The organism is Ruegeria sp. CJ6, from assembly GCF_056536665.1.
The window spans coordinates 449371-474543 of sequence record NZ_JBQFQB010000003.1 but is presented as its reverse complement, the minus strand read 5'-3'; the positions used below and the strand labels follow the sequence as shown (position 1 = coordinate 474543).

Genomic DNA, 25173 nt, shown 5'->3' with positions numbered 1-25173 from the left:
ATGGGCGCAAGCCCGATGACGAAAGAGATACGTTGCCGGAGGTTCACTTGATTGCACCGGACTGCTGTGTTTTTGAATGATCCTGCATCAAGCCATGTTGGCCGCGCGATAAGCCTTGGGGGTTTGTCCCACCACCTGTTTAAAGCTGCGCGTGAAATGAGCCTGATCGGAAAAGCCACATTCCAAAGCGATATCACCCAGAGGACGCTGCTGGTCCTGCATCATCTTCATCGCCTGTTCAATTCGGTAGGCCATGACATATTGCATCGGGGTCGTGCCCAACGTCTCTTTGAACATACGTGCGAAGTGCGAAGGGCTCATTCCCGCCTCGGTCGCGAGCTGCTCAACGGTTATGGTCTGATCCAGCCGGTTCTGTACAAAGGCCAAAACGCGCTGGTAATGCCGGGATGTGAAGCGGGATGACAACTGAACATCTTCGATCCGGCGTTTTCCATATTTCTGGAGCAGTTTCACTAGGAATACGCGGCTCATGGCTTCGAACATCACGACTGAAGACATGTCGGTCGATTCCAATGCGTCACGCAGTATAACGCCAGCCGTGCACAGATCAGGGTCCGAGAACTGCGGCAAATCCCGAAATTGCTGCGGGTCAAGCAGCATGCCCAGCTCGGACTGAGCAAAGCGTTCAACCTTAGCCGGGTCCAGTGTGATAACGATGACATCAGACGTCGCGTACCACCGCCAACCCGATCGCATACCAGCCGGAGTGACGATGATTTCATCCTTGTGAAACATGAAATCCCGCAACTCACCATCCCTCCAGTTCTGAACTCTGTGCGGAATGGTCTGGAGATTGAGAAGCACGTGATGCTCTTTGAAAACATCCTCGGGCATCTGATCCGGCTCAGCCCGGAAATACCGAACGGACATCAACCCTGCAGCCGAAGGCCGCTCGATCGCATCACTGTTTAGTAAAGGTTCCGAGGGGTAAATGTCCGCATATCTCGAAGGCAATCGTCGGCTCCCATAGTGTACCTGGGCAATTCTCGCTGGCGTCGATCGTACACGGTTGAAAACATCCAACAGGGGTGCGAACCCATGGAGTGGTGCCGTGGCCACCTGCTTCTCGCAGCGCAGCTGTAGCGTTCGGGTCGACGCTTAGAGAATTTTCAAGATTGCGGTCGCTGAATCAAGACGGAACACGATGCCCGACGAGAAACACGTGCTGCCGTTGATCCGAGAAAATAGTCCATTGCCGATGGGTGATGCGCTCCGACAACAATCAAATCAGCGCCGATTTCCCGTGCGAACTCGGTAATGCGCAGCCCTGGCTTTCCCGTTTCTACCTGGCAGTTTATATCGGTCGCTTCTCCGGCGATCAAGTTTAGGGTTCCCATGATTTTGTTGGTCAGATGGTTCTCGGATTTCACTGTCACGAATTCCGCCGTAAAACCCGGGATCTGTTCCAGAACTGTAAGTAGTGTGATCTTTCCGTCAGCTGCCAAAAGCTTGCGGGCAGTGGTGATTTTCTCGGCAACCAACTCTTCATGATCAATGGCAACGGGGATCAATATGGATTTATACATGTAAAGCACTCCCAGTGAGTTTCGGCGATGTCAACGAGCAGGGCTTGGTGCATCATAACTTGATAAGTACTTTCAGAATTAACGGTTCTGATCTGTTGCCCAGGACCCCGCCCTGCCTTAGTGGCCAAACACCTCGAGCCGCGCCCATTCTGGACCTCGGTTCAAGAGAAAGACGGCCACCGCATATGCAATGGCCGCCTTGAGGTTACTATGCGCTGCGATACAGTTTTGTCATCGAGAATTCCCGATGTCCCAGCGCCTCTGCCGCGGTGTTACGGCCGTTTGCTGTCCTGCGGATCATATCGATCAGAGCATCACCAGCCTGATCGATGGTTTGTTCGCGCCGCAAGATGCCTGAAACATCAACGTCCACATGCTCGCCCATGGTGCGCACTGTACGCGGGTTCGCGGTGATCTTGATGACCGGAACGATCGGGTTGCCCACCACGTTGCCCTGACCTGTCGGGAAGGTATGGATCACAGCACCGCCCGCCGCCATCAGCGTCACACATTCCGCCGCAGCGGATGAACTGTCCATGAAGTACAGGCCTTTGCCCGAGTTAGGTTGCTCGGCAGGTTCCAGAATGTCGATATACTGCGAAGTCCGGCCGATCTTTTCGAGGTTGCCAAGCGCCTTTTCCTCAATGGTGGTCAGGCCACCTTCGATGTTGCCCTTGGTTGGCTGGCTGTCGCTGAGGTCATCGGTCTGATGGGCAAAGATTACATCGTCCTGATAGGCCTTCCACATCTTGTACCAGCGCTCGCCGACCTCTTCGTTGATGGCGCGTTTCTGGCAGATATGTTCCGCCCCGGTGATTTCCGAGGTTTCACCAAAGAACCCGGTGATCCCTTCGGGCAGCAACTTGTCATACATGTTGCCAACGGTTGGGCAGGACCCCAGACCCGTTGTCGTGTCGCTTTCACCGCATTTGGTCGAAATCCAAAGCTCGTTGATCGAGCATTCCTCGCGCTGGACCTCGGTGGCCTTGTGGACAAAATCCTTGGCGGCCCATGAAGCGCGCCGGATGGTTTCAAAATCACCGTTCTGTTCGATTGAGAACTCTGCCACGTCCTTGCCGGTCTCGCGGATGCCGTCGGCAATGCGTTTGGTCCAACCCGGCTCGATGCCGATGACGACCACCGAGTGGACATTCGGGTTGGCCCCTGTGCCGATCATAGTGCGGAAATGCAGCTCGAGGTCCTCACCGAACTGAAGGCGGCCATAAGCGTGTGGGATTGCCAGCGTGCCCTTGACGTTGTTGGCGACCGCCTCGCAGGCGGCGTTGGAAATGTCATCGACGGGCAGGATCAGCACGTGGTTGCGCACACCAACCCGGCCGTTTTCGCGCCGGTAGCCCATGACAGTCATGTTTGAATATTTGCTCATGGTATTAACCCCTTACCAGCGCTTGGTCTTGCAGTTTTGCGTGTGGACATGCCCGCCGCGTGGGATGTCAGCGATGATCTTGCCGATGTCTTCGCCATATTTGATCGCCGTATCGCCGTTCTTGAGGTCCGTGAGCGCAATCTTGTGGCCAATCGGAACATCCGCGCCTGCGGTCAGGCGAAAGGTCGAGTTGTCATGTGTAATACAGCACAGCATGTCGGTGCCTGCAGTCAGGCCTTCGACGACCACGACACCGACATTGTCTTCCTCTTCATGCACCAAAAGGTGCGGTATTTCATTTGGGGCTGGATTTGACATGAAGGTCTCCGGTTTTTGCTATGGTTTAAGGATGGTTTTCGGCGCAAGCGTCTTGCCAGCGCGAATGTCTGTAAAGGCCGCGGCCCCGTCGGACAGGTCACGGGTTTCAATCCAGTCAAGCGTCCCGAGGCGGCCCTTGAACATGGCATTGCATGTGTCGCGGAAGTCCTGTGCGGTATAGGTGTAGGTGCCGATTAGCGTGATTTCCTGCAGCGTGATGCGTCGGATATCCAACCCACCTTCGGAACTGCCTAGGCCGATGTGCAGAATCACCCCGCCCGGGCTGACGAGCGCCGAGGCAACCGCGCGGGTAGACGCAAACCCCACTGCGTCGATCACCAATGGAATGTCCTGTTCCGGTGTGTCCACAACGGCGATTCCACAGGTGTCGCGAAGATAGGTCGCACGGGCTGCGTTGGGTTCGGATAAGGTCACCTGCTCGACCCCCATCGCAGTGAGCGCGAGAGCTGCCGCTAGCCCGATTGCCCCGCCGCCAATCACATGGGCACGCCGTTCGTCTGCCGGGTGCAGGGCCGCAAGCCCCAGCCGCACCGCATGCCAGCTGACCGCAATCGGTTCGGCGAGTGCGGCCTGCTCCAGCGTGATATGCGAGGGCACTTCAATCAAATTGCGCTCTGGGATAGCGACATATTCCGCAAAAGCGCCTTCGCGCGGCGGCATTGAGATGATCTGTCGCGAGGGGCAAAGGTTCTCACGTCCGGACCGGCTGGCCGCGCTGTTGGGGTCGTTTACCAGCGGATTGATGGTTACGCGGCGACCATCAGCAGTCACTCCGGCCCCTTCATGGCCGAGGATCAGCGGTGCCGGGCGGCGGTCATCATGGCCCAGATAGGCGTGCATGTCGGACCCGCAAATGCCGACGCTATCGATACGGACGAGAACCTCATCGGGGCCGGGCTCCGGGTCCGCGAAATTGCGGTATTCCAGTGTTTCTACATCGGTGTAGACTAACGCTCTCATTTCGCTGTAAACCCCCCATCAACCATCAAAACTTGCCCGGTCACGTAGGCACAGGCATCAGAGCAAAAGAACAGCAACGGGCCGTCGAGGTCTTTGGGCTCACCGTTGCGACCGATACAGGTCTGCGCAGCATTACGGTTCGCGCGTTCAGGATCATTGAACACTGCAGCCGTCAGCTCGGTTCGAAAGAACCCAGGGCCAATCGCGTTTACGCATATTCCGCTTGATGACCAGGCCTCGGCCATTGCTCGGGTCAGCTGTGCCACGCCGCCCTTAGACGCCCCATAGCTAAGCCCACCTGGAAAAGCTCGGCTGGACTGGAGCGATGCGAAATTTACGATCCGTCCCCAGCCTTTGGCCTTCATATCGGGCACTAGGTGCTGCGACAGAAAGAAGGGAACGGCAAGGTTCAATCCCAGTGTGATGTCCCACCCCTCAGGCGATACATCATCCGCAGCCTCGCGCGTGTTGATCCCGGCGGCATGCACCAGAATATCCGGTGCCCCAAACGGCTGCGACGCGGCAACGGCCAGCTCCGCCAACCGATCACGATCCGAAAGATCCCAGGGCAGGGGATGGACCTGATCCAGCTCGGCCAACGCTTCTGCACGTCGCGCCACGCCCACGACCTTAGCGCCGGCATGCGACAGTACCTCTGCCGCTCTGCGACCAAGGCCGGAGCTGGCCCCGGTCACAAGAGCGGTATGTCCAGTGAGATCAGGATGATAGGTCACGGGTTGGGTCAGTCTTCGGCTGTCAGGTCAAAGTTTTCATCAGGGAAGAACTTGGCCAGTCGAATATCCGCGGTACGCGCGTGCCCCTCCATACCTTCAAGGCGTGAGATACGGGCCGTCGCCTGCGCAATCGGCTTCATCGCATCAGCGGTCGAGCGCTGCCAGGTCACGATCTTCATGTATTTATGGACGCTGAGGCCACCGGTGTAAGTGGCCGCCCGGCTCGTGGGCAGCACGTGATTGGTGCCCGAGGCTTTGTCGCCAAAGGCAACCGTGGTCTCTTCGCCCAAGAAAAGCGACCCATAGCACGTCAGCCGATCCAGCCACCAATCAAGATCATCGGCCATGACAGTCAGGTGTTCCGGGGCGTATTGATCCGATGTCGCCGCCATTTCTTCGCGATCCGCGCACAGGATGACCTCGGCATAATCGCGCCACGCAGCCGTAGCGTTTTCGCGGTTCACTTCGGGCAGGTCCTCGATCAGCACTGGCACCAAGCGCATAACCTCTTCGGCGAGGTCGCGATTGTCTGTCACCAGCCAAACCGGTGAGTTGTATCCGTGCTCGGCCTGCCCAACGAGGTCAGTTGCAACAACCATCGGATCAGCAGTGACATCCGCAAGGACCAGACTGTCCGTCGGGCCCGCGATCATGTCGATGCCGACACGCCCGAACAGGATACGCTTTGCTTCGGCCACAAACTGATTGCCGGGGCCCACAAGGATGTTAGCCTTGGGAAGCCCGAACAACCCGAAGGTCATCGCCGCAACCCCCTGCACGCCGCCCATGGCCATGATCTTGTCGGCGCCACAGATATGCGCGGCGTAGACGATCGCAGGCGCAATGCCGACATCGGGGCGCGGCGGTGAGCACGCGACGATATGTTTACATCCCGCCACCTTCGCCGTCGTCACGGTCATGATCGCGCTGGCGATATGGCTGTAGCGCCCGCCTGGGACGTAGCAACCGGCTGCATCCACCGGGATCATCTTCTGGCCAGCGGTCAGGCCCGGCACAACCTCGACTGCGATGTCGGTCATGGACGCTTTCTGTGCCTCGGCAAAGCGTTTGACGTTGCTGTGGCTGAACTCGATGTCGCGCTTCAGCTTTTCTGGCACGGCATCCATCGCGGCCTGGATTTCGGCATCGCTGAGAATGACGTTGCCTTCGTAGTTGTCGAATTTGGCGGCGTATTCCAACGCCTTGGCATCGCCACCTGTCTCAATGTCGGTCAGGATTCCCTGCACAATTTCACTGACATCCGACGCTCCGCTGCGCGCGGTCAGCGTGGCTTTCTTCAGGTATTCACGGGTCATGAACTAGGTCCTTTTCTTACCGCGTCTTTCGGCGGCTTATCGATAGACATCAGGCAACAGCGAGGTAGAGAACGCCGGGATATAGGCGATCATCAACGTCACGATCAGCATGAAGAAAACAAACGGGATGGCGCGGTAGGCGATCTTGAGGATCGACTCGCCCGTAATCCCCGACACCACGAACAAGTTCAGCCCCAAGGGTGGAGTAATGAACCCGACCCCCAGCGCGGTGATCATCATGATGCAGAACTGGATCTGGTTCATCTCGATCTCTTGCGCCAGCGGGTAGAGGATCGGTGCGAGGATCACGATGTTGGGCGTCGTTTCCATGACGCAGCCCGCAATTATCAGGATAAGGACCATCATGGCGATCAGTACGAATTCGTTACTGCTGACTGAGGTCAAAGCTCCGACAAATCCTTGCGGCACTCCAATGATCGCCAGAGCTTCGGCCAGAGGGATCGAGAAGGCGATGATCGGAAGGATCACACCGTTGACCTTGGCCGAACTGACCAGCATGGCCGGGAAGTCGGACAATTTCAGTGTGCCCAGGATAAACCCGATGACGATGGTCACGACGACCGCCACGGCACCTGCCTCGGTCGGGGTCAGTTTCCCCGAGAAGATGCCGTAGAAAATGATGCCGGGGACAAGGAAAGCGTACCAGCCGGACTTGACCGTCTTCCACAGGTTCGCGCGCCATTCAGCTGCGGTCATCATGCCGCCACCTTCCCAAAGGTTCAGCCGGTTCATCACGACGTTGGTGATCAGGATGGCCGTCAGGATCAAAAGGCCGGGGATCAGCGCAGCAAGGAACAAGGTCGAGACCGCTATGCCCAGCACGAGGCCGATGATGATATAGGCGATAGAGGGCGGGATGAGGATGCCGGTGCAGGCCCCCGCCGCGACCAAAGCACAGGCGTAGGGGCGGGGATAACCGCTCTCGACCAGCCGGTCGATAGTCATGCGCCCTACCGCTGCCGCACCTGCTGCGTCCGACCCGGAGATCGCCGCGAACATGCCGCAGACCAGGACGGTGGCCGAGCCGAAGCCACCCTTGGCCCAGCAGGTCAGGGCTTCGGCGACGTCCAGAAACTTTCGACTGAGCCCGGTTCGGACAAGCACGTCTCCGGTCAGGATAAACAGCGGTACGGCCGTCAGCGCGAAGGCATCGATGCCCGAGAACAGCTTTTCGCCGACAAGGCTCAGCGGCAATGCGCCGGACATGATCAGCATTGTGATCGATGCTGCGCCGATCGCGGCCCAGACCGGAACGGCGAGCGCGACAAGAGCGACGAAGAGAATGACGGAGGCGTAGAAATCCCACCCAAGTTCAAGCGTTTGACCGCCGAGTTGTTGCCACATCATGGCTCAGGCCCTCCCTTAATCAAACAGCTTGTCGCCTTCGTAGACGGGACGGCCCGTTCGAAGGTCGGCAATGTCGCGGAGGAAGGACTGCACCAGCCGAAAGATGACCAGCGCGAAGCCAAACGGCACCGCCATGAGGAAAAAGACCTGGCTGATCCGCAGGCCGTGCGTGACAGACCCGAATTTCCAGGACACGTGGACTGTCTCCCACGACCAATAGATCGCGACGAGTGCCACGATGAACATCACGATGTCGCCGAAGATGTAGAGCAGCGTTTTGACCGTGCGCGGGACGTAGTGCATCAGAACATCAATGCGGATATGCCCGCGTTCCTTGACCGCAGCGGCGGCACCGATCCATGCGAGATAGATGAACGCATACCGGACGATTTCTTCGCCCCAGATGGACGAGTAGGCAAAGACCTCGCGCCGGACCACTTCGATAAACATCGTGCCGACGAGCATGACGTAGAAGACTAAAAGCAGCCAACGTTCGGCATTTTTATCAATCGCTCGAAAGAGCTGAGACATAGCATCCTCACTACCGTCACGCGGCGGCGACGTGTTCTAGTGGGTTTTTAATGGGCAAACATCGGATGAGCCGACGCTGGACGCGCCGGCCCGAAGACGCGATCAGGCGTCGTGCACGTAGTATTTCGCACGCGTGTCTGCGGCTTCTTCCAGCTTGGCGAACGCATCCATCGATCCGGCCAGCTCGGTCTTGAAGCTGTCCCATTCGCTGCGCTGATAGCCACCGGCCTCTTTCCATTCGCCCAACTGATCTTCGCTGAGCGAGTGGAACTCGACGCCGTTCGCGATCAATTGAGACATGGCGTAGGCCCGTGCCGAAGGCACTTTGGAAAGGTTCTGCTGCTGGGTGACTTCGCCCGCAAATTCGATACCTTCCTTGACGTCCATCGGCAGGCTGTCGAACCATTCAAGGTTGATCGAATAGACCTGACTGTCCGGCACCGCCTGAGTGAAGGTCACATGGCTGAGGATCTCACCAAAGCCAAAGACATGCAACGCGCCCACCGAGGGATCAAGCGCGTCTGCGACGCCTTGCCGGATCGCTGACGGAGTCTCACCCCACGCAACAGGCGTCGGGTTCGCACCCACCATGCCATAATACTGCTGCAGCATTTTTGATCCGGGTACGCGGAATTTGACACCGGACATATCGCCGGGGGTGATAATTGCGTTGCCTCCCTGGCGAACAGCGACGACGCGCGGATCGATCACGATATACATCAGCGCTTTAAAGCCGGATGCCGCGATCTTGGGGTCTACTTCCGCCTTCCAAGCTTCGGAGGAAGTCAGGTTCGTGAACCGCTGGTTGGACCCGCAGAAATATGGAAGGTTGATCAGATCGACGACGCTTGCGAAGGGCGCGAAATTTGACAACGAGTGTTGCGCCGCTTGTATTGTCCCGCCCTGAACTGCCTGCGCCAGTGCTCCGCCCGCGCCAAGCTGGCCACCGGGAGCCAGTTTCACATAGACCTTGCCATTCGTCATGTTCTGGATGTTTTCTTTCAGGTCCAGCTGCATGATCGGATAGCTGCGAGACGCGCCCAGAACATAGGCCGTTGCCAACGTCATCTTGAATTCAGCCGCGTTTTCGCGATCGCGTTCCTCGGCGGCGGTCTGTGCTGCCGCTTCGCTGGACCACAATGTCCCAGCCGCGCCGGCGACCATGGCCGCCGTGAACGAGCCGGTGCCCGCGAGTTTCAAAAAATTCCGACGCTCGGCCGAAGCCAGCTCCTGTTTAGTCTTGTCCATGTGTTCTCCTCCCGTTGGACTTTTTTCGGATTTATTCCTTTGATTTTTTCTCCGAAATTTCTTTTGCTTCGCTCCGCAGAATGCCGATCGAAAAGGCGATGGCCGCAGCAAACAAGATCAACATTTCCCAGATATTGTTGACCAAGGGCGCATTCGACACTGCTCCGATCACTACGTTCGCTACAAACGCGAGCAGCAATATTCCAGCTATCAAATATGGCATGCGTCCTCCCCAACCCATCCAATGTCTCGCACTGAGTCGCCCGCAATGTAAGCGCTTACATTTTGTTATGCAAGCGCTTACATTGCATATGTGCTGTAGGTTCCCGACAAATCGTGCTTTTGATAGAATTCGTCTTGAGCTATTTGCCCATCCAGAATGACAAGAAAAACCATGCCTCAAAGCGGTCACGAAAACACAGTCCCAACCCTTGCAGATGTTGCCCGACATGCGAACGTGTCCACCGCAACCGTCTCGCGGTGCCTGAACTCGCCAGAGCGAGTAGGGCAAAGCACAAGGGAACGAGTTCTGGCAGCTGTACGAGAACTTGGGTATGCGCCGAACTTCGGAGCCCAAGCCCTTGCGGCACGGCAGACAAATACCATCGCCGCCGTGATACCGACTATGGAGAACGCTGTTTTTGCACGCGGATTACAGGCGTTTCAGGAAGAGCTGGTGAGGCATGGTAAAACGCTTTTGGTTGCTTCGTCCGCCTATGATTCAGAGCTGGAAGAACAACAGGTGCGTGCGTTGGTAGCGCGGGGTGCAGATGGGTTGCTGCTGATTGGGTACGATCGCGAACCGGAAATCTATGCGTTTCTGGAAAAGCAGCGTGTACCAACTTTGATCGCCTGGTCATTTGATCCTGACCAATCCCCGCCGGCCATCGGCTTTGACAATCGGGCTGCGATGTTTGCCCTTGCCCGGCAGGTCATTGGATATGGGCATCAGCATATCGCGTGTATCTCTGCTCCAACCGCTTCGAATGATCGGGCAAGGGAACGCGTTCAAGGCATTCGGGATGCCAAACAAGAGGCCGGTCAGGACCCGAATACAATGTTTCTTTTCGAGACCGCTTACGGCGTTGAAACTGGTGAAGTTGCTTTGCGCGAGGTCATGACAGCCGCACCAGAAACGACTGCCGTGATGTGCGTCAATGATGTTTTGGCGGTCGGAGCCTTACGTGCGGCTCGGGAAATGGGGCTTGAGGTGCCTAGGGATCTCTCAATTACCGGTTTTGACGATATCGAAATTGCAATGCTCGCCGAACCCGCTCTTACAACGGTCCATGTCCCGCATCGCGAGATGGGTCGTCGCGCCGCTGGGATGCTGATCCAGATACTCCTTGATGCGCACAGCGGTCAAAGTGTTGAGTTGCCGACAGAAATAAGACTACGTCAATCACTCGGTCCTGCCCGCACTATTGTGTGATCCCAACCTTGAGGGCTATCTCTGGAAATCTACCCGCTCGAATCTACCAACGATGTACGACCCGGATTCGGCATGCACGGCCAATCCAACTTGAACTACTGGTGTGAGTATTTCTTAGACTAAGAGTTTATGGCTAGCAGACTAAGAAAGCTGTGAGGAAGGCCTTTGTACGCGGCTCATCCGTTGCGATGCAGAATGCCCCGAACCGGACGATGCCTGCCGCGGCAATCGGGCAAAAATTATTTTGTCGCGGCTGTCTTTCAGGTTCTGGTCACGTGGTTAACAGAGCCGAAAGTTCATTTGCCCCCTTTTTCAGGATACCCAGAAACGACATCAGGCTGTTGACGTTGTGACGTTGTGTCGGTGCATGAACCGAAAGTGTGCCCACCAATCGGCCTTGCCCATCTTGAACGGGTACTGCTAGGGCTGCCATTCCACTCATGAACTCTTCATCATCAGTGGAATAACCGTTCTGAGCGATATGTTGGATTTCCGTGCGCAATGACTGCGGATCGGTCAGGGAACTTTCAGTCTGTGGCTGCAGATTTCCTGCTGAAAGAAATCCATCCAGTGTTTTCTGCCGGAGCGTGGACAAGTACATCTTGCCGCTGGCGGTGCAATGAAAGGGAACCTGTGTCCCGACCGGTAATTGAATGCGCAAAGGCCACTTCGTCTCAACCCGGTCAAGATAGATCATGCCCTCTCGGTCAGGAATGGCGAGATTGCATGTCTCACCAACCTGCTCGGCGACACTGCGTAAGATCGCCAAACGCGCTGTGCGCAGATGCTCGGACGACATGGTGTTGACTGAAAGCAACCTTAGACGGTGCCCAGGACCGTATGAGCGGCCATCCAGATCGCGCTGCAGGAAACCTTCGGCCTCTGCTGTTTGCAATAAACGGTGGATTGTTGGTTTCGCCAGACCGAGTGTCTCGATCAGGTCCGATGGTTTGACGGCAACCCCGCGTCGCGCCACCTCCTCAAGGATGAGGAGAAGGCGCAAGTTAGTTGGGATCTGGGTTTCTTTGTCTTGTGTTTCCGTTTCGGCCATCCCGCAACAGTCTAGTTATTTGGCAGCAGGATCAAGGCCAGATCAGGTACAAGCGAGATCAAAATCCACACTGATATCAGCGCTGCTAGATAGGGCACAGTGTACCGAAGCAGACGGAAGTAGGGAACGCCAGTCACCCCTGATGCCACGTAGAGATTGAGACCGTAGGGGGGTGTGATGAAGCCAATCGAAGCCCCCACAAGGAAGATTACCGAGAAATGGATCGGATCAATCCCGACCGAGGCCGCAATCGGTGCCAGAATCGGGGCCAGGATGATCGTGACAGGCAGGCTTTCGAGTACCATGCCCGAGAAGAAAACGATCACCATCGAAGTAAACAGAACCGCATGGTAGCCACCCATCGAGGTTACGAAATCCCCAATGGTTTGCTGAGCGCCAAGCAATGAAAGGATCTGCTGCATCACCACAGAAATCGCGATCAGCGGTGCGAGGATACCTGTGATCTGGGCCGAGCGGATCACGATTGAGGGGATCTCGGGGATCGTGAAGCCTTCGACGACAAACATCTCGGCATAGCTTTTTTCGGTGGGTGAGATGTCGTTCCGCGCGCCCATGATCCGATTGATCGGATAGCTGACCAACCCTGCAATAACGCAGAAGCCGACCGTCACTCCGGCTGCCTCAGTTGGTGAGAATTTGCCTGTGTATATACCCCACAGCACCAGCCCGATGGCGAAGAATCCAAGCCAGGCACCGAATGCAGTTTTCAACACCCGGTTCAGTTGCAGCGGGATCAGATGACCCCAGCCGTTCATGCGGCAAATGATCCAGCAGGCGAACTGCATGCCAAAGACCATCAGCGCGCCCGGAAGGATACCCGCGACGAATAGCTCGGAAATCGGCAGGTTCATCAGGAAACCGTAGACGATGAAGATAATCGAGGGAGGAATGATGATCCCCACAGTTCCACCAGCCGCAGCGGTGGCTGCGCTGAAACGTTCGTCATAACCCCCTTTGACCATCTCGGGGTGCAGCATCGAACCGATCGTGGCGGTTGTGGCCGAGTTTGAGCCTGAGATTGCTGCGAACAATCCGCAAGCCCCAAGGGATGCCATCGCCAACCCGCCGCGTATCCAGCCTAGACAGGCATAGGCGAAATCGCTGAGCCGCCGCGCGATGCCCGATTTATTAATCAGGTCGCCGGTCAGGATGAAAAGCGGCATCGCCAGCAGGGCGAAACCCTTGTTGAACACGTTCAGAAGTTCAGCACCCATGTTGTCCAGCGTCAGGCCAAGAACAAACGAACAGCCGATGACCCAATAGCCGATTACCAACAAAACCGGCACGCCCAGCATGAACAGAAAGGTGACCGCAAGAGAGATCAGTGTGACCATAGTTCCGTCTGTCATCAGTCTGCTCCGATCACGGCCTGCTTGATCAGCGGCTCGCCTGTTTTCCAGTTGTTCAGATCATCGGCAAGGTTCTGAAACACGCGCCCGACCATCAGAAAGAACGACAGCGGTGCGGCCAGAAGGAACCACCACTGCATGATATTGTCTGTTCCCAGAACGATTTGAAAGTTTGATGCCGACAATGCCACCAGCCGTGTTGTGGTCACGATGACGATCACCGCAAAGATGAACCACAATATCGCGTCGAGTATCAGGCAAGCCAATTGCCCAGCCCTCGGCATTGCAGTGCGGAATTCGCTGAAGCTCAAATGTGTGCGCAGGCGGACATTGTACGACGCCCCAAACCACGCCATGACCATGAACAGCAGCGGGGGAATGGTGGTCGACCAGGGTTCCTGATCGTTGAACACAAACCGGTCGATCACGCCCCAGAAGATGATTAATGCGATCGCAAGGTAGGAATACACCATCACCGACCGTTCCAGATGACGTTCAACAAAGGGCACCGCCCGATAGATCAACATGATCACGATTCCGCCAATCGCCGAGACAATCGCGCCCAACACCCAGGCGGCGTCGGATTCCAGTGCGGATTGAATCTCGAACGAATCCTGGCTGAGAAAGGCGCTGAAAATCGCGCCGATGTCTGCCCAAAACGACATGAACCCCGTCCTCCCAGTCGGTATGAAGTTGAACCGGCCCGCTCAGGGCCGGTTCGTAACAGTCTATCAGGCTTCGCCTTTCCACCAACGGCGCGGTTCGACATTTTCCGGCAGGGTGTCGGCCGGAATCTCGCGCGCGATGTCGTAGATTTCCTGATAGGTATCAATGCCGCCTGCCCATTTATTCAGACGTTCGCGCCACTGGGCCCAAGGCTCTGGGTTGTAGTTCGGGGCGCACATCTCTTCGGCCAGCTTGATCTGATCGTCAGCCAGGAATGCCGGGCGCACGCCATTTTCGGCGAAGATAGTGTCCGGCAATTGCGGCTCTGAGAAGCCTACCGTATTCAGCAATGCGGCTTCATTCGCACCCTGGATCAACGCTTGAGTGAAGTAGGAAGATTCCATAACTGCGTCCTGCAATTCTCCACTCAGACCGTCAAAGACCTCGGCCGACATGGACGTATGTTCAGTGCCGCAGAAAAATTTCAGATTGACCGACTGCGAAACCACCGGCGCCATGTTGGCGTAAGCCACGGCCGAGGCCCAGGTTTCCGCCCCATCGATCAGACCTGTCTTAAGCGCATCCAGCGTCTCTTCCCAAGCCACCGGGACTGGGTTCAGATTCAGCAATTGCATTGCGATCCGGCCCAACTGCGTACCCGTCACGCGGTTCTTGGTACCAAACAACTCTTCCAGTTTGGTGACGGTCGGCTTGTCGGCAAAGGTCGATCCCATTTGCAGGCCGCGTAGCTCACAATGGGTAAACAGGAACTTCAACCCGTGCCGTTTTTCCAGCGGATCACGCAGGATGCGTTGGCTCGCCGGGCTATAAAAGAAGTGATACTGCGCCGCGCGGCTGGGGAACATATAGGCGTAGTCCAGCACGTTCAGATAAGGTGCGCCTCCGGCCGAGTTCTGAGTTGAGGCAGCATAAATATCGACGATTCCCTGCTGGGTCTTTTCGACACAGCTCAGCTGGCCGCAGATCTGGTTGTCGCCGATGAATTCGATGCGAATCTCGCCGTCCGTGCGTTCTTCCAGGTCGCGCGCGAACTCAATTGCGCCGGCGCGTTCAATCAACAGGTTGCGGGTGTTGAAGCCCGACGCGCCGAATTTCAGCGTGTGCTTCGGCTCTTTCGAAAAGCGCTTTTCATAGGTGGATTCGGCGGCCTGCGCCAGATTCGCCAGACTCATCGCGCCGCCGAACCCGCCCGCCGCCAGCAGTGTCGAGCTCATGCCGTAACGCCCGGCCACGCGGAAGAAATCTCGCCGTGAAATACCACTTAGTTTCCGTCCGATCTCCATTGCTTACCTCCCTGATCGCAATTATTGAGACGTTTTGTATCAAAAAAGGCTAGTATAATTCTTGCATCTTGCATAGAGTTTTTTTCAGCGACGTTGGAAGGAGGCGGTCATGGAGGTGGATTATGCAGTTGTTGGCGCAGGATCGTCGGGCTGTGTCATTGCCAATCGGTTGAGCGCAGACCCCAACACAACTGTTGCGCTGCTCGAAGCAGGTGGCCGCGATACCAACCCGTGGATTCACATCCCCGTCGGCTATTTCAAAACGATGCATAACCCCTCGGTTGACTGGTGCTATCGCACTGAGCCCGACCCCGGCCTTAACGGTCGATCCATCGACTGGCCACGGGGCAAGGTGCTGGGTGGCTCATCCTCGCTGAACGGGTTGCTCTATGTGCGTGGCCAGAAGGAAGATTACGACCGCTGGCGGCAAATGGGCAACGAGGGTTGGGGCTGGGAAGATGTGCTACCCCTGTTCAAACGCTGTGAGGATCAAGAGCGCGGCGAGGATGAATATCATGGCGTCGACGGCCCCTTGTCAGTGTCCAACATGCGCATTCAGCGCCCGATCTGCGATGCCTGGGTCGCAGCAGCACAGGCCGCCGGTTACCCGTTCAACCCAGATTATAACGGGGCCGAGCAAGAAGGCGTGGGTTACTTCCAACTGACCACGCGCAATGGCCGCCGGTGTAGCGCCGCCGTCGCCTATCTCAAGCCCATTCGCGGTCGTCAGAACCTCAACATCATCACCAAAGCGCTTGTGTCGCGTGTGGTTCTGGATGGGAAAAAAGTAACCGGGCTGGTCTACCGGGATCGTTCTGGTGCCGAGCAGACCCTGACTGTTCGGCGCGAGGTCATCCTGTCCGGCGGGGCGATCAACTCTCCCCAAATCCTGATGTTGTCAGGGATCGGAGAGCCGGATCATCTAAAGGAAAATGGTATCAAACCGCTGCACGCCCTGCCGGGTGTTGGCAAAGGTCTTCAGGATCACTTGCAGGCGCGGCTGGTGTTCAAATGCAATGAGCCCACACTGAATGACGAAGTTCGCAGCCTGTTCAATCAGGCGCGAATCGCGCTGAAATATGCACTATTTCGTGCGGGTCCGATGACAATGGCCGCCAGCCTTGCGACTGGTTTCATGAAAACCCGGCCCGATGTTGAGACGCCCGACATTCAGTTCCACGTGCAACCCTGGTCCGCCGACAGCCCAGGCGAAGGTGTGCATCCGTTTTCGGCCTTCACGATGTCGGTCTGCCAACTGCGTCCGGAAAGTCGGGGAGAGCTGCGCCTGAACGGACCGGACCCATCCGAACATGTCAAGATCATCCCGAACTATCTGTCTACTGAAACGGACTGCCGAACCATTGTCGACGGCGTGAACATCGCGCGCGGGATTGCCAAACAAAACCCTCTGGCCTCGAAGATATCAGAAGAGTTTCGACCAACGGCAGAGCTGAGCTGCGAAGATTATGAAGGCACTCTGGATTGGGCCAGATCGAACAGCGTGTCGATCTACCACCCAACCGGCACCTGCGCGATGGGGAACGCCGAGACGTCTGTTGTCGACGCAAGACTAAAGGTACACGGTATTTCGAACCTGCGGGTGGCTGATTGTTCGATCATGCCGGAAATCGTTAGCGGCAACACCAACGCACCAGCGATCATGATTGGCGAAAAGGCAAGCGACCTGATTAAGGCGGATGCTTGAGAAATCTGCCATCGTATCTGATCGCCTGATCCCTACAGTATCAATAGATCAGTGCGTCAATCGCATCAAAAACGATCTGGCGCTGTGCCGGTGGTTGGAATCTGCATTCGCTTTGCGACCGCTTTGTCTTGTGACTAAACGAAGTCTGGTAACCGAACCTCGGATGATATTGCGTTAGCCAATAGTCCTAACCGCAAATCCAACTTTCCTTTGACCTCCCCCGCGTTTTGGCCGGCTCAAAATCGGTCTTTGCTGCCTACATGAATGTCTCAGGCAGCTCCCTTTGGCTAACATTCACGAATTCCAAAACGACACGCTACCCACGTGCTAATGACGTGCCAACAGGGAACTCATAATAAAGTCTTCAGCGCACACAATGATCCCGGTCATGGGCAATTCTGACAGCACACTACGATATGCACTGCCTTCCAGAACTTCGATCACCAGTTGTGACGCCTGAAGGGGATCCGGAACGGCGCGCAATTCACCGCCAGTAATTCCTCGCTTCACTACGGCTTCCAGGGCCTCAGTCAAACTCGACCGGTTCTCGACGAACAGCTGCGCGATGTCCGGTTGACGAACTGCTTCGCTCGAAATTTCCAATGTTAAAATAACGTTTTCCGGCGCAGCAAGGTATTTTGCGTAGGCCTTGATGAACTTTCTTATGACTTTGGGCGCGGGCGCATCTGAGTTCAGGATTTTCAGAAACGGCTCCATCTCGTGGCGTTCAAGTATTGCGATTTCTACAAGCACATCATGTTTGCCGCGAAAATGATTATAGAGATTTCCAAGGCTGACGCCCGCCCGCGCAGCGATATCGCGGACGCCTGTCTGATGATAGCCCCGCTCAAGGAAACACATAACTGCGGCCTCCAAAATCTGGTTGCGACGCTTGGCTGTTGCCTTTTCCCGGATTGATTCCGGCTTCTTGGTGTCATCGGACATTTTTTCAACTTAATATTGAACGAACGATCGTTCATAATATATGACACTCTATCGAATGCCACAAGGTGCAATGGATTCGGCGGCACAGGAAAGACTGGTCTATGACAGAAAAAACTTTGGAAACTCGGCAAAGACCGACCCGGCGATGGCTTTGGATTGGACTATCGTTGGCACTGTTTGTAGCGATCGTCATCCTCCTGTTTGATACAGAAGATACAATTGATGTTCAGGCAACAACGACCTCACCTCCGCCACCGACCGTCTCGGTCGTCACGGTTGCTTCAGCAACCGTACAAGCGCGGGTTTCGGCGTTTGCCGAAGTTCGGCCTCGGTGGGATGCCAAGCTGCGATCTGCTGTGTCCGGGCGCATCATTGCAGTACACAACGCCGCTTTGGCAGGGACTAAGGTGGAACGGGGTGCCCCTTTGTTTTCAATCGAAAATGCACCTTATCAAAGCGCCGTTGCAGCCGCTGAGATGGAGCTTGAGCAAGCGGAACTGGCGTTATTGCGCGCGCAGAACAAAGTGACAGTCGCGCAACGACAGTTTGACCGGGATGAAACAGAACCGCCAAACGAACTGGCTGTGAATCTGCCGCAATTGCGCATTGCCGAGAAATCCGTTGCAGCTGCGCAGGCACGGCTGAATGCGGCGCGAAATGAATTGAAGGACGCGGAGGTTGTCGCCCCTTTTTCGGGATTTGTAACCCATCGCTTTGCCAGCCTGGGCCAGACGGTCAACCCAGGCGATGCCCTGATACACCTTTCGGACGACCAGCAATTCGAACTGGTCGCCGAGTTTAGTCAGGCGGACTGGGCGTTGTTGGATCATCCGATCTCTGGCGCCACTGCTGATCTGACACAGCGCTCGGGCGGAGCGTTGGGGCGGGCTCAAGTCCGGCGTGGAGGAGGGTTTCTGGATCAAGACACACGGCAGGTGCGGGTCTTTCTGGATGTCACAAAGCCCGATGAACGCATACTCGCCGGAGACTTCCTGCAGGTTCACATTCCCGGACGCCGGATCTCGGACACATTAACCCTACCCGAAAGCGTCCTGACCCGTGCGGGATACATTTGGCTTGTAGACGATAAGGACCAATTGCAGAGACTTAGCCCGAACATCCTGTTCCGCAGCGAAAGTACAGTGACGGTATCGGCTCCCGAAGGGACCGGCCCGTGGCGCGTGGCCAAAACACCTTTGGCCTCGTTTCTACCGGGTCAGCGGGTGACGCCGCAATCAGATGGGGGCTGAGCCATGCACGCTCTGACTTCCTGGTTTATTCGAAATCCGGTCGCTGCCAATTTGATGATGGCGCTGATCCTATTTCTTGGGGTGCAAACGCTGCTGAACATTCGGATCGAAGGCTTCCCCCGCATTCCGCCGGAAAGTGTTACAATCGCGATCGAGTTTGCGGACGCCACAGCCGAACAGGTTGATGAATTGGTGACCCAGAAAGTTGAGCAGGCCCTCGAAGGTTTGGAGGGCGTGCGTAGTGTGACCTCACAATCCCAAAATGACCTAAGTGTCGTGACTGTTCGCCGCGCAGGTGGCCAGAAACTACAAGCCGTCCTGGATCGTGTCCGTATTCGGATCGACGGCTTGACTGATCTGCCTGATACTGCGCGCCGACCCGTGATCGAAGCCTCGGGTTTCGATTTCCCGGCGCTGTATCTGAACTTGTTCGGAGAAACAGACCCCGCCACATTACAGAGCTTGGCGCAACGCCTGAAAGAAGAGTTGCTGGCGCAACCGGAATTGTCGCGGTTGCAAATCTGGGGCCTGATACCGCGTGAATTACGCATCGAAATCGACCCGGCGTTGCTGCGCCACTATGGGTTGACGGTTTCGGATGTGACCCGCGCCATCGAAGGGAATTCGCTAGCCTTTCAGGCAGGTCGTCTGAGGACCGATGGTGGCACGATTTATCTGCGGGCCGATGACAGGGCGAAATACGTGCCGGAATACGCAGCTCTGCCGATCATCGAACGTGACGACGGTTCCTATGTGCCTTTGGGCGATATTGCCAAAATCGAAGACGGGTTTCAGGACGGCGAGTACCTGTTTCGCCTGAACGGCAAACCAACCGTAGGGATGGAGGTTCTGGTCGGGCAGAAGGAGAACCTGCTGGAGATCAGTGATGTCGTGCGCAGCACGGTTGACGAGTTCAGCCGACAGCTGCCGTCGCAGGTTCAGGTCGAGGTCTGGGGTGATAGCGCTGGCTACATCTCGGACCGTCTGGCGCTGTTGCGCTCAAACGGGGTGCAGGGTTTGATCCTTGTGACCCTGATGCTGTCGATTTTCCTGAACGTGCGTTTGGCCTTCTGGGTTGCCATAGGCATTCCCGTTTCGGTCATGGGGGCGCTTGCTGTCTCGGGCTCGAAATGGGTGGGCTATTCGCTGAACGATGTCACGACTTTTGGTCTGATCATTGCCTTGGGAATTCTGGTCGATGATGCCGTTGTAGTCGGCGAAAGCGTTTTTGAAGAACGCCGCAAGGGGAAGGACCCGATTAGGGACACGGAACGCGGCGTGCATCGCGTGGCTGTTGCGACCGTCTTTGGCGTGCTGACCACAATCGCAGCCTTTTTCCCGATGCTGTTGATCGACAATCCGCTGGGCAAGGTACTTGCCGGGTTCGCGGGCATCGTGATCCTGACGCTGATCTTTTCGCTTATCGAAAGCAAATTCATCCTGCCCGCACATCTGGCGCAGGTTTCGATGCGGCAAGAGCGTCGATACTTGCTGACCCGCTTGTGGGGGCGGGTACAGGATTCTGCGCAGGGCGGGCTGTACTGGGTGCGGGATCGCATCTACCAGCCTTTGCTCGTCGCGGCGGTGCGTCAGCGCTACGCTGTACTGATCTTGTTCATTGCCGCCGCAACGCTGGGGCTTGGCCTGATGTACAAGGGCAAGGTCAGGACGGTGTTCTTTCCCGAGGTGCCCGGTCAGGTCATCACGATGAACCTGGAAATGGATGCCCGCGCCCCCTTTGCACTGACCCGCACGAACGTGAATCGGATCGAAGCCGTGTTGAACGAGCTGAACGTCGAGCTTGCAGAAGAGGCGAGTATGTCTGCTCCACCCGTTCAGACAGTATTCACCATCATCAACAGCGCTGGAAATGCGCAAGTATTCGCTGAAATGATCCCGGTAGCTGAGCGTCCGAATGTCCCGATCCTTTCTGTGGTCCGCGAATGGCGCGACCGGGTCGGTGCGGTCGAGGGCGCCACCGAGTTGGAGTTCACCGGATCGGAAACGCTTGCCGGAGGGTTCCGAATCCGGTTGGCGTCAAAAGACGAAGATCTTCTGCAGCAAGCCAGCGCTGAAATGAAAGGTTTCCTGTCGAACATCGAGGGCGTGGCAAATGTAAGGGATGGGTTGGTGGGCGGCCAACCTGAGCTGAAACTCCGCCTGCGCCCGGACGCGCGGCACCTTGGTTTTAACGCCGAGGCTCTGGCCAGACAGATTGGCTATGGGTTCGGCGGGGCCGAGGTGACCAAGGTCAGACGCGATGGGTCCGAAGTCCGCGTAGTCGTACAGAACGCGCGTGAAAACCGCGATACGTTGGCGGATCTGGTGCAGACCCGGTTGCGCAGCGCATCCGGCGCCTGGGTGCCGCTTGAGACCGTCGCCGAAATCGAGGGCACCTATGCCTCTGGCACTATCGATCGCCGTGACGGCAAGCGCATGAACATCGTAGCCGCGTCCATCGACCGCGACCTTGTTGCTCCCGAAGAGGTGGGGCAGGCGGTGTTCGAGCAACTGGTCCCGAAACTCCGTGCCAAATATCCCAGCGTAACCGTCCTGCCGGCCGGTGAACTGGAAGAAATGGCCGATATAAGCGATGGCCTGAAGCGCGCGCTGTTGCTGGCAGCCGTTCTGATCTATGTGCTGATGGCCGTGCCGTTGAAAAGCTATTGGCAGCCTTTCGTCATTCTGGCCATCGTGCCATTCGGCTTTATCGCAGCCGCCGTCGGGCACCTGATCATGGGTGTCTCGCTGTCGCTGTTTTCGTTCTTCGGCATGCTTGCTCTGACCGGTGTGATTGTGAACGACAGTCTGGTCATGATCACCCGCTACAATCAGGCGCGAGAGGAAGGTCAGCCCGTGAATCTGGCGCTGAGAAGCGCAGGCATTGGACGTTTCAAGGCGATCTTTCTGACCACCGCAACTACAGTGATTGGTCTGCTGCCTTTGCTGACCGAAACCTCTGAGCAAGCGCAGTATCTGATCCCTGCGGCAATCTCTTTAGCTTTTGGAGAACTCTTCGGCACAGCCCTCATGCTGCTGTTGGTGCCGGCACTGATCGCCATCACCGAGGATGTCATTGCCATTTTCAAGTCACCCCTTCCGCAGCCTTCTGAAGAAAGGACAAAGCCATGATACGGAACCTTCTAGCCCCTGCATTCGCCGTGGTAACGCTTGCGACTCCGGCCTCCGCCGAGGGTCTGAATGTGACTGTGGACGGCATCCGCAACGCCAAGGGCAACATCGTGATCCTTGTATTCGATAACGCGCGCGCCTTTGACAGTTTGGATGTCTGGAGCGCCATTGACTACGCCCAGATTCCGTCACGTAAAGGCAGCGTCAGCCATGAGTTTTCTGACCTGAACGCGGGCCCATACGCTGTGCTGCTGTTTCATGACGAAAACAAGGACGATGACCTGAACATGACTGAGACGAAACTGTTGGAGGGGCTGGGTTCAACAGGTGCCTCAGACCCTCAGGACGAGCCGGATTTCAAGGCTGCCTCGGTCTGGCCGGGCGATGTGCGTGTTCGCATTCACTATGATCAGTAATTCGCCATGCTGACAGATCGAAAACTGACAATCGGCACGCTTCTGAGTGTGTTCCGCTGGCGCGTAGGGATTACGTGGTTCCTGATCCTGGCTGAAACTGCCCTGACGGTTCTGATTCCGCTGTTCGTCGGCTTCGCCATAGATGGATTGCTGAGCGAAGATTTTGAGCCCTTTGTGCAGTTAGGTGCGCTCATGGTTGCCCTCACTATGATCAGCGTGATCCGGCGGATATACGATACACGTGTCTACGGTATGATCCGTGTCGAGTTGGGCAAGGCGCTTGCCGTACGGTTTTCAAATCTTCCAATTTCGTCGCTGAACGCCCGGATCGGCATGGGGCGCGAACTGGCCGACTTTCTTGAAGAGATCCTGCCTTCGGCAATCGCGGGGGTGGTGCAGTTCGTCGTATCAGCAATTTTGCTGTTTTACTTCTCGCCAGTTCTGGCCCTGTCTGCCTGTGGGGTTCTTGTCGGAATGATATCTGTATACGCTCTGTTTCATTCGACGTTTTGGCAATGGAACCGTGCGCTGAATGAGCAAATGGAGCATCAGGTCAGTGTTCTGGAACAACGACGTGACCGTCCGGTTTTCGTCCACCTGAGTAAACTGCGCCGGTTCGAAGTAAAGCTCTCGGATACCGAAGCCGTTCTGTATGGCGTAATCTTCATTCTGTTAATAGGTCTGCTCCTATTCAACCTGTGGTTCGCGACCCAAAACCTGGATGCGACACCGGGCATGATATTTTCGATTATCAGCTATTCGTGGGAGTTTGCGGAAGCCGCACTTGCTTTGCCCGTCACCTTACAATCCTGGTCTCGCCTGTCAGAAATTACGACCAGGTTGCAGAGCGATTGATCAGGCTTGCATACCATAAATGGCGTGATACGGGATTTGTAATCAGGAAGTAAACAGTCCATTCCGGTCGTGCGCAGCCTAGCTAAAGGAGGGGTAAGAAGAGCTGATAAACTAGAGCTTTGTGAATTCAGACAAAGCCTGCAACGGGCGCATTATGACTGAAGATCGGGCGTCGCGCTGTAATCGTTCGATGAGCTTCTTGAATATGGCCGGATTTCAATAGCAGATGCAGGTAAGTCAGCTCCAAAAGGTCACGCTGTGCGCGGCTGCCACCCAGACGAGCGTGATCTGCCATGACTTGAGTCAGCTGTTGCAGCGCATCCGTCCAATCTTGTCGCGCAATCGCGCCCCACGCACGGGCCACCGGGCGAACAAGATCTGCCGCAAAACCCAAGCTTGTTTCGGTCAGAACCGCAAGGCGCTCCCCTTCCCCTGCCATTGCATGAGCCAGCGCGCCATGTATGTCCGCAAAACTCATGCCTGGGTTTGGAAAAAACCGTGATGCGTATTCGCTCAGGTCGCGCCAAAGTTTGGGCGCAACTGTTAGACCCGCAATTTCAGTGCGGTGCAAAAGTGCAGCAGCATCGGTTAGAACATTTATCGGCAACGAATAGGACGCTGCGGGTGCGATAGCTCCCTCGTAAATCGTCCATAGCTCAGCCTCATCCCCTTGCTCCAAGGCCCACAGAGCGCGATGCCAACTTAAGTGGCCGTGCAATACCGAGCGCACATCATAATCCGCGATCCAGTCGGCAAGGTATGCGCGACCGGCCTCTCCATAACCTTGCTCGTAGAGCGTGTGCGCTTTGAAGTGTGACGCGTTTGCATTGGCGTTGTTCAAAGCGAGCGAGCCGTCCATCATGGACATGGCCTCATCAAGCCGCCCAACTTCGCACAGCGCCTGACCGTGTACGCTCATAACCCACCAGTCTTCGCCCAAGGCATCAAATAATTTGGTCGTGTAGGCAAGTTGCGTGCTTTCCCGACCAGGCTCACCCGATGTCCCAATCAAACCAAAAATGTTGGTACAGATCTGCGCGACAAGGACATCGCGGGGGTGATGAGCAGCGTGCTTCAGAACTGCGCTTCGTGCCTGTGAAACACGTCCCTGAAGCAAGAGATCGAATACCGCGAGATGACCCTCCTCGCGCTCAGTCAACCCAGATGCGCAGGCGCGGGCCGACGCCATTGCCTCTTGAGCGCCAGACATATCGTTTTCATACATTCGAGCTCGAGCAAGCCCAACGTGACCGAGGGCGAAGCCGGGATCGGCCGTGATGGCGGCGGAAAAAGCTTCGCTTGCACCAAACGTTGCTGCAAGGATGTGATCAAGCCCCGCGACATAGGCGTCCCGCGCCTCTGGCAGGCTGGTCGTCAGCGTCAGTCCATATCGGTCAACCAGCATCTCCATACTCCCACTTTCGTAAGCATACTCAAACGTGCGTGCTCGCAACTGCCCAACGCTAGCACAAAAAGCGAAACCATAAGCACTATTGTGGATAATCGATTGCTATAAGGATCGAACCATCGGTTAACGGGCTGGCCTTCTGGCCTTCACTACTGATTGAAAAGATATTGATTGAACCAAGCGTGCCTCATAGCCTTTCTTTGCCAATA

General features: G+C 56.4%; 23 protein-coding genes. 6 read left to right on the top strand and 17 right to left on the bottom strand.

Going from position 1 to position 25173, the window contains the following annotated elements:
• Window positions 1-87: 87 nt before the first annotated feature.
• The 11 genes from ACR0BT_RS12000 to ACR0BT_RS11950 all read right to left on the bottom strand — a co-directional run bounded on the left by ACR0BT_RS12000 (window position 88) and on the right by ACR0BT_RS11950 (window position 9653).
• Entirely contained in the window at window positions 88-975 is an 888-nt protein-coding gene (locus tag ACR0BT_RS12000) for a helix-turn-helix domain-containing protein (protein ID WP_170402136.1), read from the bottom strand.
• A gap of 155 nt (window positions 976-1130) precedes the next feature.
• Window positions 1131-1547, bottom strand: coding sequence for a universal stress protein (locus ACR0BT_RS11995; protein WP_480763211.1), 417 nt, complete (start codon window positions 1545-1547; stop codon window positions 1131-1133).
• A gap of 208 nt (window positions 1548-1755) precedes the next feature.
• The gene (locus tag ACR0BT_RS11990) at window positions 1756-2934 is read right to left on the bottom strand and encodes a UxaA family hydrolase (protein ID WP_170392544.1); all 1179 of its coding nucleotides are present in this window, start codon (window positions 2932-2934) and stop codon (window positions 1756-1758) included.
• A 12-nt stretch (window positions 2935-2946) separates the two neighbouring features.
• Window positions 2947-3252 (bottom strand): UxaA family hydrolase, encoded by a 306-nt coding sequence (locus tag ACR0BT_RS11985; protein ID WP_170392543.1) that lies wholly within the window; start codon window positions 3250-3252, stop codon window positions 2947-2949.
• 18 nt (window positions 3253-3270) lie between these two features.
• Window positions 3271-4233 carry an alcohol dehydrogenase catalytic domain-containing protein gene (locus ACR0BT_RS11980; protein WP_170513558.1) on the bottom strand — a complete coding sequence of 321 codons (963 nt, stop codon included), beginning with the start codon at window positions 4231-4233 and terminating at the stop codon, window positions 3271-3273.
• Window positions 4230-4967 carry an SDR family oxidoreductase gene (locus ACR0BT_RS11975; RefSeq protein WP_170802058.1) on the bottom strand — a complete coding sequence of 246 codons (738 nt, stop codon included), beginning with the start codon at window positions 4965-4967 and terminating at the stop codon, window positions 4230-4232. Before ACR0BT_RS11975 ends, ACR0BT_RS11980 begins: the two co-directional genes overlap by 4 nt.
• Window positions 4968-4975: 8 nt before the next feature.
• The gene (hisD, locus tag ACR0BT_RS11970; protein ID WP_170392540.1) at window positions 4976-6283 is read right to left on the bottom strand and encodes a histidinol dehydrogenase; all 1308 of its coding nucleotides are present in this window, start codon (window positions 6281-6283) and stop codon (window positions 4976-4978) included.
• Window positions 6284-6319: 36 nt separating this feature from the next.
• Complete coding sequence (locus tag ACR0BT_RS11965; protein ID WP_170402124.1) at window positions 6320-7651, bottom strand: TRAP transporter large permease; 1332 nt, start codon at window positions 7649-7651, stop codon at window positions 6320-6322.
• 15 nt (window positions 7652-7666) lie between these two features.
• A complete protein-coding gene (locus ACR0BT_RS11960) occupies window positions 7667-8182 on the bottom strand; it encodes a TRAP transporter small permease (protein WP_170392538.1) in 516 nt (171 codons plus the stop codon).
• Window positions 8183-8284: 102 nt separating this feature from the next.
• Window positions 8285-9430 (bottom strand): TRAP transporter substrate-binding protein, encoded by a 1146-nt coding sequence (locus tag ACR0BT_RS11955; RefSeq protein WP_170392537.1) that lies wholly within the window; start codon window positions 9428-9430, stop codon window positions 8285-8287.
• Window positions 9431-9461: 31 nt separating this feature from the next.
• Window positions 9462-9653: a hypothetical protein gene (locus ACR0BT_RS11950; RefSeq protein WP_170392536.1), complete on the bottom strand. Its 192-nt coding sequence runs from the start codon at window positions 9651-9653 to the stop codon at window positions 9462-9464.
• A 171-nt stretch (window positions 9654-9824) separates the two neighbouring features.
• On the opposite strand from ACR0BT_RS11950, the gene ACR0BT_RS11945 reads away from it, so the two are divergent.
• A complete protein-coding gene (locus ACR0BT_RS11945) occupies window positions 9825-10862 on the top strand; it encodes a LacI family DNA-binding transcriptional regulator (RefSeq protein ID WP_480763244.1) in 1038 nt (345 codons plus the stop codon).
• A gap of 271 nt (window positions 10863-11133) precedes the next feature.
• Here ACR0BT_RS11945 and ACR0BT_RS11940 read toward each other — a convergent pair whose 3' ends face one another.
• The 4 genes from ACR0BT_RS11940 to ACR0BT_RS11925 form a co-directional block, all read right to left on the bottom strand.
• A complete protein-coding gene (locus tag ACR0BT_RS11940; RefSeq protein WP_170661686.1) occupies window positions 11134-11913 on the bottom strand; it encodes an IclR family transcriptional regulator in 780 nt (259 codons plus the stop codon).
• Window positions 11914-11924: 11 nt separating this feature from the next.
• Window positions 11925-13283, bottom strand: a complete 1359-nt coding sequence (locus ACR0BT_RS11935; protein WP_170392534.1) for a TRAP transporter large permease — start codon at window positions 13281-13283, stop codon at window positions 11925-11927.
• Window positions 13283-13948 (bottom strand): TRAP transporter small permease, encoded by a 666-nt coding sequence (locus ACR0BT_RS11930; protein WP_170392533.1) that lies wholly within the window; start codon window positions 13946-13948, stop codon window positions 13283-13285. The genes ACR0BT_RS11935 and ACR0BT_RS11930 overlap by 1 nt, the downstream gene beginning before the upstream one ends.
• A gap of 66 nt (window positions 13949-14014) precedes the next feature.
• Window positions 14015-15253 carry a TRAP transporter substrate-binding protein gene (locus ACR0BT_RS11925; RefSeq protein WP_170402109.1) on the bottom strand — a complete coding sequence of 413 codons (1239 nt, stop codon included), beginning with the start codon at window positions 15251-15253 and terminating at the stop codon, window positions 14015-14017.
• A gap of 109 nt (window positions 15254-15362) precedes the next feature.
• On the opposite strand from ACR0BT_RS11925, the gene ACR0BT_RS11920 reads away from it, so the two are divergent.
• Entirely contained in the window at window positions 15363-16958 is a 1596-nt protein-coding gene (locus ACR0BT_RS11920; RefSeq protein ID WP_480763210.1) for a GMC family oxidoreductase, read from the top strand.
• A 327-nt stretch (window positions 16959-17285) separates the two neighbouring features.
• On the opposite strand, the gene ACR0BT_RS11915 is transcribed toward ACR0BT_RS11920, so the two are convergent.
• On the bottom strand, window positions 17286-17903 hold the full coding sequence (locus ACR0BT_RS11915) for a TetR/AcrR family transcriptional regulator (RefSeq protein ID WP_170420473.1): 618 nt from the start codon (window positions 17901-17903) through the stop codon (window positions 17286-17288).
• A gap of 101 nt (window positions 17904-18004) precedes the next feature.
• On the opposite strand from ACR0BT_RS11915, the gene ACR0BT_RS11910 reads away from it, so the two are divergent.
• From ACR0BT_RS11910 to ACR0BT_RS11895, 4 genes are read left to right on the top strand one after another with little or no spacing between them, the layout of a single operon-like run.
• Entirely contained in the window at window positions 18005-19153 is a 1149-nt protein-coding gene (locus ACR0BT_RS11910) for an efflux RND transporter periplasmic adaptor subunit (RefSeq protein WP_480562474.1), read from the top strand.
• 3 nt (window positions 19154-19156) lie between these two features.
• Window positions 19157-22285, top strand: a complete 3129-nt coding sequence (locus ACR0BT_RS11905) for an efflux RND transporter permease subunit (protein WP_480763209.1) — start codon at window positions 19157-19159, stop codon at window positions 22283-22285.
• Window positions 22282-22701, top strand: coding sequence for a DUF2141 domain-containing protein (locus ACR0BT_RS11900; protein WP_170512800.1), 420 nt, complete (start codon window positions 22282-22284; stop codon window positions 22699-22701). The genes ACR0BT_RS11905 and ACR0BT_RS11900 overlap by 4 nt, the downstream gene beginning before the upstream one ends.
• 6 nt (window positions 22702-22707) lie before the next feature.
• The gene (locus ACR0BT_RS11895; protein WP_223116892.1) at window positions 22708-23556 is read left to right on the top strand and encodes an ABC transporter six-transmembrane domain-containing protein; all 849 of its coding nucleotides are present in this window, start codon (window positions 22708-22710) and stop codon (window positions 23554-23556) included.
• A gap of 127 nt (window positions 23557-23683) precedes the next feature.
• On the opposite strand, the gene ACR0BT_RS11890 is transcribed toward ACR0BT_RS11895, so the two are convergent.
• Window positions 23684-24961 (bottom strand): tetratricopeptide repeat protein, encoded by a 1278-nt coding sequence (locus tag ACR0BT_RS11890; RefSeq protein WP_170646656.1) that lies wholly within the window; start codon window positions 24959-24961, stop codon window positions 23684-23686.
• Between the last annotated feature and the right edge of the window lie 212 nt (window positions 24962-25173).